Source organism: uncultured Nevskia sp., from assembly GCF_903885465.1.
GTDB lineage: Bacteria > Pseudomonadota > Gammaproteobacteria > Nevskiales > Nevskiaceae > Nevskia.
On the sequence record NZ_CAISIQ010000514.1, the window covers coordinates 1 to 6,484 of the forward strand.

Genomic DNA, 6,484 nt, shown 5'->3' on the forward strand with positions numbered 1-6,484 from the left:
CGAACCTGCTGATTCAATATATCTCATTGAATTACATCAATTTATTATTGTTTTTCCAGCTACAACACTGTGATCTCAATCACAATTCCTACCAGCCCTCTGATCGTATTGCGCAGGAGCTGCCAAGCCGATCACCTGATCTTCCCCTGCCCATACGAGTCGTTGACAGTCTTCGGGCATTCGGCATGTCCGATCCTGCTTGTTCACCTCTGCGTAGCGCAGCAGCAGATGGGGCTGAACGAAGCAACATTGAAGGACCGTCGGTGCACGGAGTCCTTGTCAGCATCAATGGGCATGCCCTGCGCGCAGCCACCCTGCTGGCGCGGTCAGCGGACAAAGAGCAGGGCTTGCTCGACTGGCCAGACAATCAGCATCGCGCAGGGGCCATTGCCTAATTCGGCTGTCAGAGAAATCCGGTCTTTCCGACTCCCGATAACATTTCAACGCGCTATCGCAGCGCCGGCAACAAGCCGAGTTTTGTCAGAAACACACGCGTTTCCTCGTGGAGATCATCCAGGCCGTTCGGTCCGCTGGATAGATCGTGACCGTAGCCGGCCTTGCTGTTGAACTCGCAGATTCGACCAAGCCGGATCAAGGCCGAGCAGAAATGGACGCTGGGGGTGGGCGCAACAGTGGTGTCCTGGTCGCCGTGATCCATCAGCACCGGCGGGAAATCGGCATCGAGATTGATGCTGGGAGAGATGATCGATCCGTAAGTCGAGAAGCGATCGGCACTGCGGTAGGACTGAATATGGGATTCGGTAGTGATGTCTGGAACGCCGGCACGAGTCACGACCGCGGCAGGCCGCATCAAGGGGTTGTCCGCGGCGCTGCCGCTCACCGGTGCGTCGCGCATTGCTGCGAAGAATGCAACGCCGCCTCCCGCCGATGAACCCGAGACCACGACTCGGCCCGGATCGATGCCCAGGTCCGCAGCGTGATCCTGTACCCAGCGAACAGCTGCGCGGCCGTCATCTGCAGAGACCTGGCAGTAGGTTCCGAAACGATCGTTGACGCGATAATCCGGTGCGATACCGACCATGCCGTAAGTCTTTGCCCAGTACCGCGCTTCTCCAGCCGAACTATCGACGTTGCCGAAGATGAAGCCGCCGCCGAACCAGTGCACCAGGGCCGATCGGCGATCCGTTGCGCGCCATCCCGATGGCTTGCAGACGAAAACCCGCAACGGCACCGGTGCCTGATCCCGATAAACGTAGCTGCTGCAATCGGTCTCGGAGGTCGGGGTGGCCGCCACCGGGTCGACGGTCGAAGTCACCGTCAGCGTCGAACTGAACGAGCCGATGCGCAGCGTCACCGACGTCTGGGTGGCGAAGCTCGTCGATGCCGAAAACTGCACGACCACCTGATCGCCGCTGACAACGGTTCCCGCCGCCGAGGTAAACGCTCCGCCGTTGATGCTGTAACTGCCGCCGGTGACGCTGATCGCAGTTGCCGATGGCGGGTTGTAGACGGTGATCGGCACGGTCGTCTGGACACTCCCCGGCACTACGGCACCACCGGCAAATATCGAAGCGTTGACCAAGGTGAAGGACTGCAGTTTCGAAGGATCGCCTTCAGTCCGTATTGTCCAGACCGCGCTTGAACTACCGACAGTCAGGGTCACCGACGACTTGCCGCTGAAGCCGCTGACGCTGGTCGCCTGCAAGCTCAGCTGATCGCCGCCGCGCACGGTCGATTTCGCGCTGGTGAAGGCCCCGCCGTTGATGCTGTAACTGCCGCCACTGACCGAGATCGGCGTCGCGACATTGATGCCGCGCATCACGATCGTTTCGCTGCGGACCGTCGAGCTTCGTGGGCCGACGGTGTCGCGGAACTCGAAGATGTCCGGGAAATCATCGGCTGGGGCATCGGCGGTCACGGTGAACGTGCCGCTGATGCCACCGAGACTCAAGCTTGCCGAGGTGACATCGCCGCGATTGGCAGTTGGAATCACCAGCAGACGCACCTTGTCACCATTGCTGACCGGCCCCGGCATGGTCAGGAACGGCGCGCCGTTGACGCTGTATTCGCCACCGCTGACCGAGGCCGTGATCGGTGCCGTGATGCCGCTGACCGTCACCGGTTCGCTGACCGTTGCCAGCAGCGGGAAGGCGGCCGGGTTGTCCTTGAAACTGAAGGCATCCGGCGTGACGTCGGCCGTCACCGTGGTGGCATTGAAGGCCGCAGTGACACCGCCGATGCTCAGCGTTGCCGAGGTGGTCGTCGCGTAGGCAGCAGACGCGAGCACGCGAACGCGGACCGAATCGCCGTTGCGGATTTCGCCAGCACTGTCGGTGAATGCCGAGTCTCCGATGCTGTACTGCCCGCCGACGATGGTGACCGGCACCGGCACGTCAATGCCGCCAATGATGACGGCCGCGCTGCTGCTGGTGCTGCCGGGCACCGCGTCGACGACCGGGGCAAACGCGAAGGCGTCCGGCGTGGTGTCCGCCGCCCGCGTCGTGACGCGATAGCTGGCACTGATGCTGCCGATGGTCAGCACGGCTTCGGTGCCGGTGGCGAACTGGTCGCTGGCGATCAATTCCACCGTAACGCTGTCACCGTTGACGACGCTACCGACAGACGTCGTGAAGCCGCCGCCGTTGACGCTGTAGCGGCCGCCGGAAATCGAGATCACGGTAACCGCATTGATGCCGCTGACCGATGTCAGCGCGCTGATCTGGGCGCTACCCGGCGCTGCGTCGACGGTCGGCGCGAACGTGAAGGCATCCGGGTCCATGTCGGCGACGGGGCCGGCGGCAGTGGTCGCTGAAAAATCGGCACTGACGCCGCCGATGCTGACGGTCGCCGTGCTCGTCGTGGAATTTGCGTTCGAAGCCGGCACTTCAGCGATAACCGCATCGCCGTTGACCACTTGGCCGGATTCTGCGGTGAACGCACCGTCATTGATCTGGTAGCGGCCGCCGGTGACCGAGATCGGCACGGCGATATTGATGCCCGAAACCTTGATTGGCTGGCTGCGCTGCACGCTGCCCACCGGCACGCCAGTGACCGGTTCGAAACGGAAGGCATCCGGCGTGGAATCCGCGGTGAAGGTCTGCGTGGTGACGCTGTAGGTGCCGCGTACGCCGCCGATGGTCAGGGTGGCGGTCCTGGTTTCGGAATAGCCATACCCTGCCAACACCTGCACGGTGACCGTAGCGCCGTTGACGACGCTGCCAGCGCGATCGGTGAAGGGGCCGCCGCCGACGCTGTAAAGCCCGCCGACGATCGACACCGGTGCCGGCGCCGTGATGCCGCTGACGCTGATTGCTTCGCTTGTCTGGGTGCTGCCGAGTGGCACATCGATGATCGACGCGAAGCCGAAGGCATCGGGCGTGGTATCTGCCGCCGCGGTGGTGACCGCATAACGACCCGTGACCGCGCCGATCTTCAGCGCGGCGGTCGTCGTGGTCGAGAAGTTGCTCGAGGCAGTCTGCTGGACAGTGACGCTGTCACTATTGCTGACCGTGCCGGCTGCGGTGGTGAACGGCTGGCCATTGATGCTGTAGCTGCCGCCGGTTACCGAGATCGGCGCGCCGGTGTTGATGCCGCTGACCGTGATCGCAGTACTCGTCTGCAAGCTGTTGATCAGGGCATTGGCCGTCGGCGGGAAGCTGAAAGCGTCCGGTGTGGTGTCAGCCGTCTTCACCGTGGTGATCTTGAAAGCGCCGCTGACACCGCCGATCTTGACCGTGACGCTGGTCGTCTTGTTGACACTCGTGCTCGCCGTGCCGCGCGCGCGCACTTGGGCATTGTTGGCGACGGTCCCGGCTACCGTGGTGAACTCGCCGCCATTGATGCTGTAGCTGCCGCCGCTGCTGACACTGATCGCCGCCGGGGCTTCCATGCCGGTGATGGTGGTCGGCTCACTGGCCTGGACACTGCCGAGCGCTGCTTCGGTACGCGGTGCGAAGGAAAACGCGTCCGGAACGGTATCGGCTTTTCGGGTGGTGACCTTGAACGCAGTCGATGTGGCAGGCGAGCCCATCTTGAGCTTGGCGCTGGCCCCCGTGGAAAACGCGCCAGACGCCGTCACATTGACCCGAACGTTATCGCCGTTGACGACGCGTCCGGAGCTGGTCGTGAAGGCCCTGCCGTTGATGCTGTAAGCCCCACCGCTGACACTGATCGGGGTCGGCGCATCGATGCCGCTGATCGTCTGGCTGTTACTGATCACCACGCTACCGGGTTCGGCGTTGGTCACCGCCTGGAAAGCAATCACGTCGGGGACTGTGTCGGCCGCCCAGGCTGCCGCAACCGGCAGCATCAGAATGGTGCAGGCAATAGCCCACTGCTGCACCAGAACAATCGCTCGAAACATGGCAGGTCCCTGATCGCATCACCTTCTTTTTGAGGTGATTTATTGCGAGTTAACACAGAGACAAGATTAAAAGTCCTAACGGATCGTTAATGAATTTCTTGTTAAATGCCATCGCCTTGAATTGGCTAAAACTATTTCTGCGTCCGCCAGCCGCCGTTTCGTGACATCGATCACAGTTTTCAGCTCGCACCTTAACTTGCGCGCTAATGGCGTCTGGCCGGCGACGTGAGCCGACACTGTCAACCTCCTGTCCGGCAGTCGCACTCGTTCGTCGAAAATCAACGATGCCCAATTTTGGTTCATCGTTGCCGTGAGGTCGCGAAACCTTCAGCGCAACACGAAATCCTTGGGCACCGCCTTGGTCGGCGGCAGCGGCTCGCCGAGCGTTTCCAGCAGCGAGGCTTCGATCGAATCGCAGATCGCCTCCAGCGCCAGGTCGTTGTCGTCGATGCCGAACGGGGCTTCCAGCTCTTCGGCAATCGCTTCCAGCGCCATGAACGTGTAGGCCACGAACATCGCGAATACCGGCGTGTACCAGCCGATGCTGCCGACCAGCGCGAACGGCAACAGCGTGCAGTAGAAATAGATCGTGCGATGAACCAGGACCGAGAAGGTCAGCGGAATCGGCGTGCCGTGAATGGCCTCGCAGCCGCCCACCGCATCGCCCAGGGTCTGCAGGTTGTTCTCCATCGCCAGCGCCAGCACATCCGTCGAAGCGCCGTGGCGGCGTGCGGTGTGCAACTGGCTGCCGAGCAGTTGCAGGATGACGATCGGCTTCCAGCGCGCCTCGAGTACCCGCGGCAAGTCCTCGGCCGCCAGCAGGCGGCGCAGGTCGGCACTGGGATCGCTGGCACGCAGTTGATGGCGCAAGGCGTGGCTGTGGGCGATCAGGGTGCGGACGAAGCGCTGGGCGTCGTCGGATTTCGCCGGCCATTCGGTCAAGGTCAGCGTCTGCCGGGCCAGGGCTCGCGAGGCATTCATGATGCTGCCCCACAGCTTGCGGGCGTCCCAATAACGCGCGTGGCTGACATTGGTACGGAAGCCGAGAAAGATCGCCAGCGCCAGGCCGATCAGCGAGAACGGCTGGGCGTTGAGCCCGGTCAGCGAGTTGTTGTCGACATACAGATGGATCAGCTCTGCGCTCACCGAAATGAGACCGATGGTCAGCAGCCGACCGACCAGCTTGCGCAGCACCGAGCCGCGCCAGATGAACAGCATCCTGAACCAGTGCGGACGCGGCCGGACGATCATGCTGGGGCTCTCTTGAGTGCCGCGGCCAGCCAGGCGCCGACCGCCGTTTCATCGAAATGGGTTTCGCAGATCACCGTGCCTTCGTCATCGAGCAGCACCGGAATGATCAGACCGTAACGGCCCTGCCAGCCCGGCCGGCTGTCGACATCGGCGATCAGCAATTGCTCACGCTGCGCCGGAAACGCGGCCGCGAAAGCATCGGCGAATTCCTCGCAGAGGCCGCAGCCGTCGCGACTCAACAGGGTCAGCGTCATCGCAGGAACGGTCCTACTTGGCCGGTACCGCGAGCGCCAGGAACAGCGGCGAGCCCTGACGCTGCACCAGCAGCGGCACCGTCTGGCCTGGCGTCAGGCGTTCGGCAACCTGGGCATAGCGTTCGCTACTGTCGATCTCCTGACCGGCGATCGACAGGATCACGTCGCCCGCCAGCAGGCCGGCATCGCGGCCCGGACCGGCAGCGACCGTCACCACCCGCACGCCGCCGGAGACAACCTTCTCGCTACGCCGCTCGATGTCGCTCAGGGTCTGCACGCTGATGCCGAGCGGCTTGCCGGTATCGGGCGGCGGCTGGACCTGCGGATCGGAAGGCTTGCTTTTGCCGTCACCGTCGCCATCGGCGAGATCCTGCTCGGCAAGCTCGCCGACCTCGACCTTGACCGTCACCCGACGGTTGTCGCGCAGCACTTCCAGGGTCACCGTTTCGCCCGGCGTCACGTCGCCGACCAGCGGCTTCAGCGTTCGCGACGTGGTGATCTCGGTGTCGTTGAACTTGACGATGATGTCGCCGGCCTTCAAGCCCGCCTGCTGCGCCGGACTGTCCGGCAGCACCCGGGCCAGCAGCGCGCCGCCCGGCTTGTCCATGCCGAATGAAGCGGCAAGCTTGCGGTCGACTTCCTGCATGACGATGCC

At 63.2% G+C, this 6,484-nt stretch carries 5 protein-coding genes; 1 reads left to right on the forward strand and 4 read right to left on the reverse strand.

From position 1 onward, the window contains the following. The coding region (locus QZY06_RS19795) for a hypothetical protein (protein WP_295687416.1) at window positions 1–395 on the forward strand (395 nt) is incomplete at its 5' end. A 53-nt stretch (window positions 396–448) separates the two neighbouring features. Here QZY06_RS19795 and QZY06_RS19800 read toward each other — a convergent pair. The 4 genes from QZY06_RS19800 to QZY06_RS19815 all read right to left on the reverse strand — a co-directional run. Further along, a complete protein-coding gene (locus tag QZY06_RS19800) occupies window positions 449–4,324 on the reverse strand; it encodes an alpha/beta hydrolase (RefSeq protein ID WP_295687419.1) in 3,876 nt (1,291 codons plus the stop codon). Between the two features lie 327 nt (window positions 4,325–4,651). Then, window positions 4,652–5,575 carry a bestrophin family protein gene (locus QZY06_RS19805; protein WP_295687421.1) on the reverse strand — a complete coding sequence of 308 codons (924 nt, stop codon included), beginning with the start codon at window positions 5,573–5,575 and terminating at the stop codon, window positions 4,652–4,654. Further along, window positions 5,572–5,829, reverse strand: a complete 258-nt coding sequence (locus QZY06_RS19810; RefSeq protein ID WP_295687424.1) for a glutaredoxin family protein — start codon at window positions 5,827–5,829, stop codon at window positions 5,572–5,574. Before QZY06_RS19810 ends, QZY06_RS19805 begins: the two co-directional genes overlap by 4 nt. Window positions 5,830–5,842: 13 nt before the next feature. Beyond that, the coding region (locus QZY06_RS19815; protein WP_295687426.1) for a PDZ domain-containing protein at window positions 5,843–6,484 on the reverse strand (642 nt) is incomplete at its 5' end.

Bases quoted from the DNA above. Each gene is read 5' to 3' on its own strand.
- QZY06_RS19805 (WP_295687421.1), bottom strand. From the start codon at position 5,575: ATGATCGTCCGGCCGCGTCCGCACTGGTTCAGGATGCTGTTCATCTGG.
- QZY06_RS19800 (WP_295687419.1), bottom strand. From the start codon at position 4,324: ATGTTTCGAGCGATTGTTCTGGTGCAGCAGTGGGCTATTGCCTGCACC.
- QZY06_RS19810 (WP_295687424.1), bottom strand. From the start codon at position 5,829: ATGACGCTGACCCTGTTGAGTCGCGACGGCTGCGGCCTCTGCGAGGAA.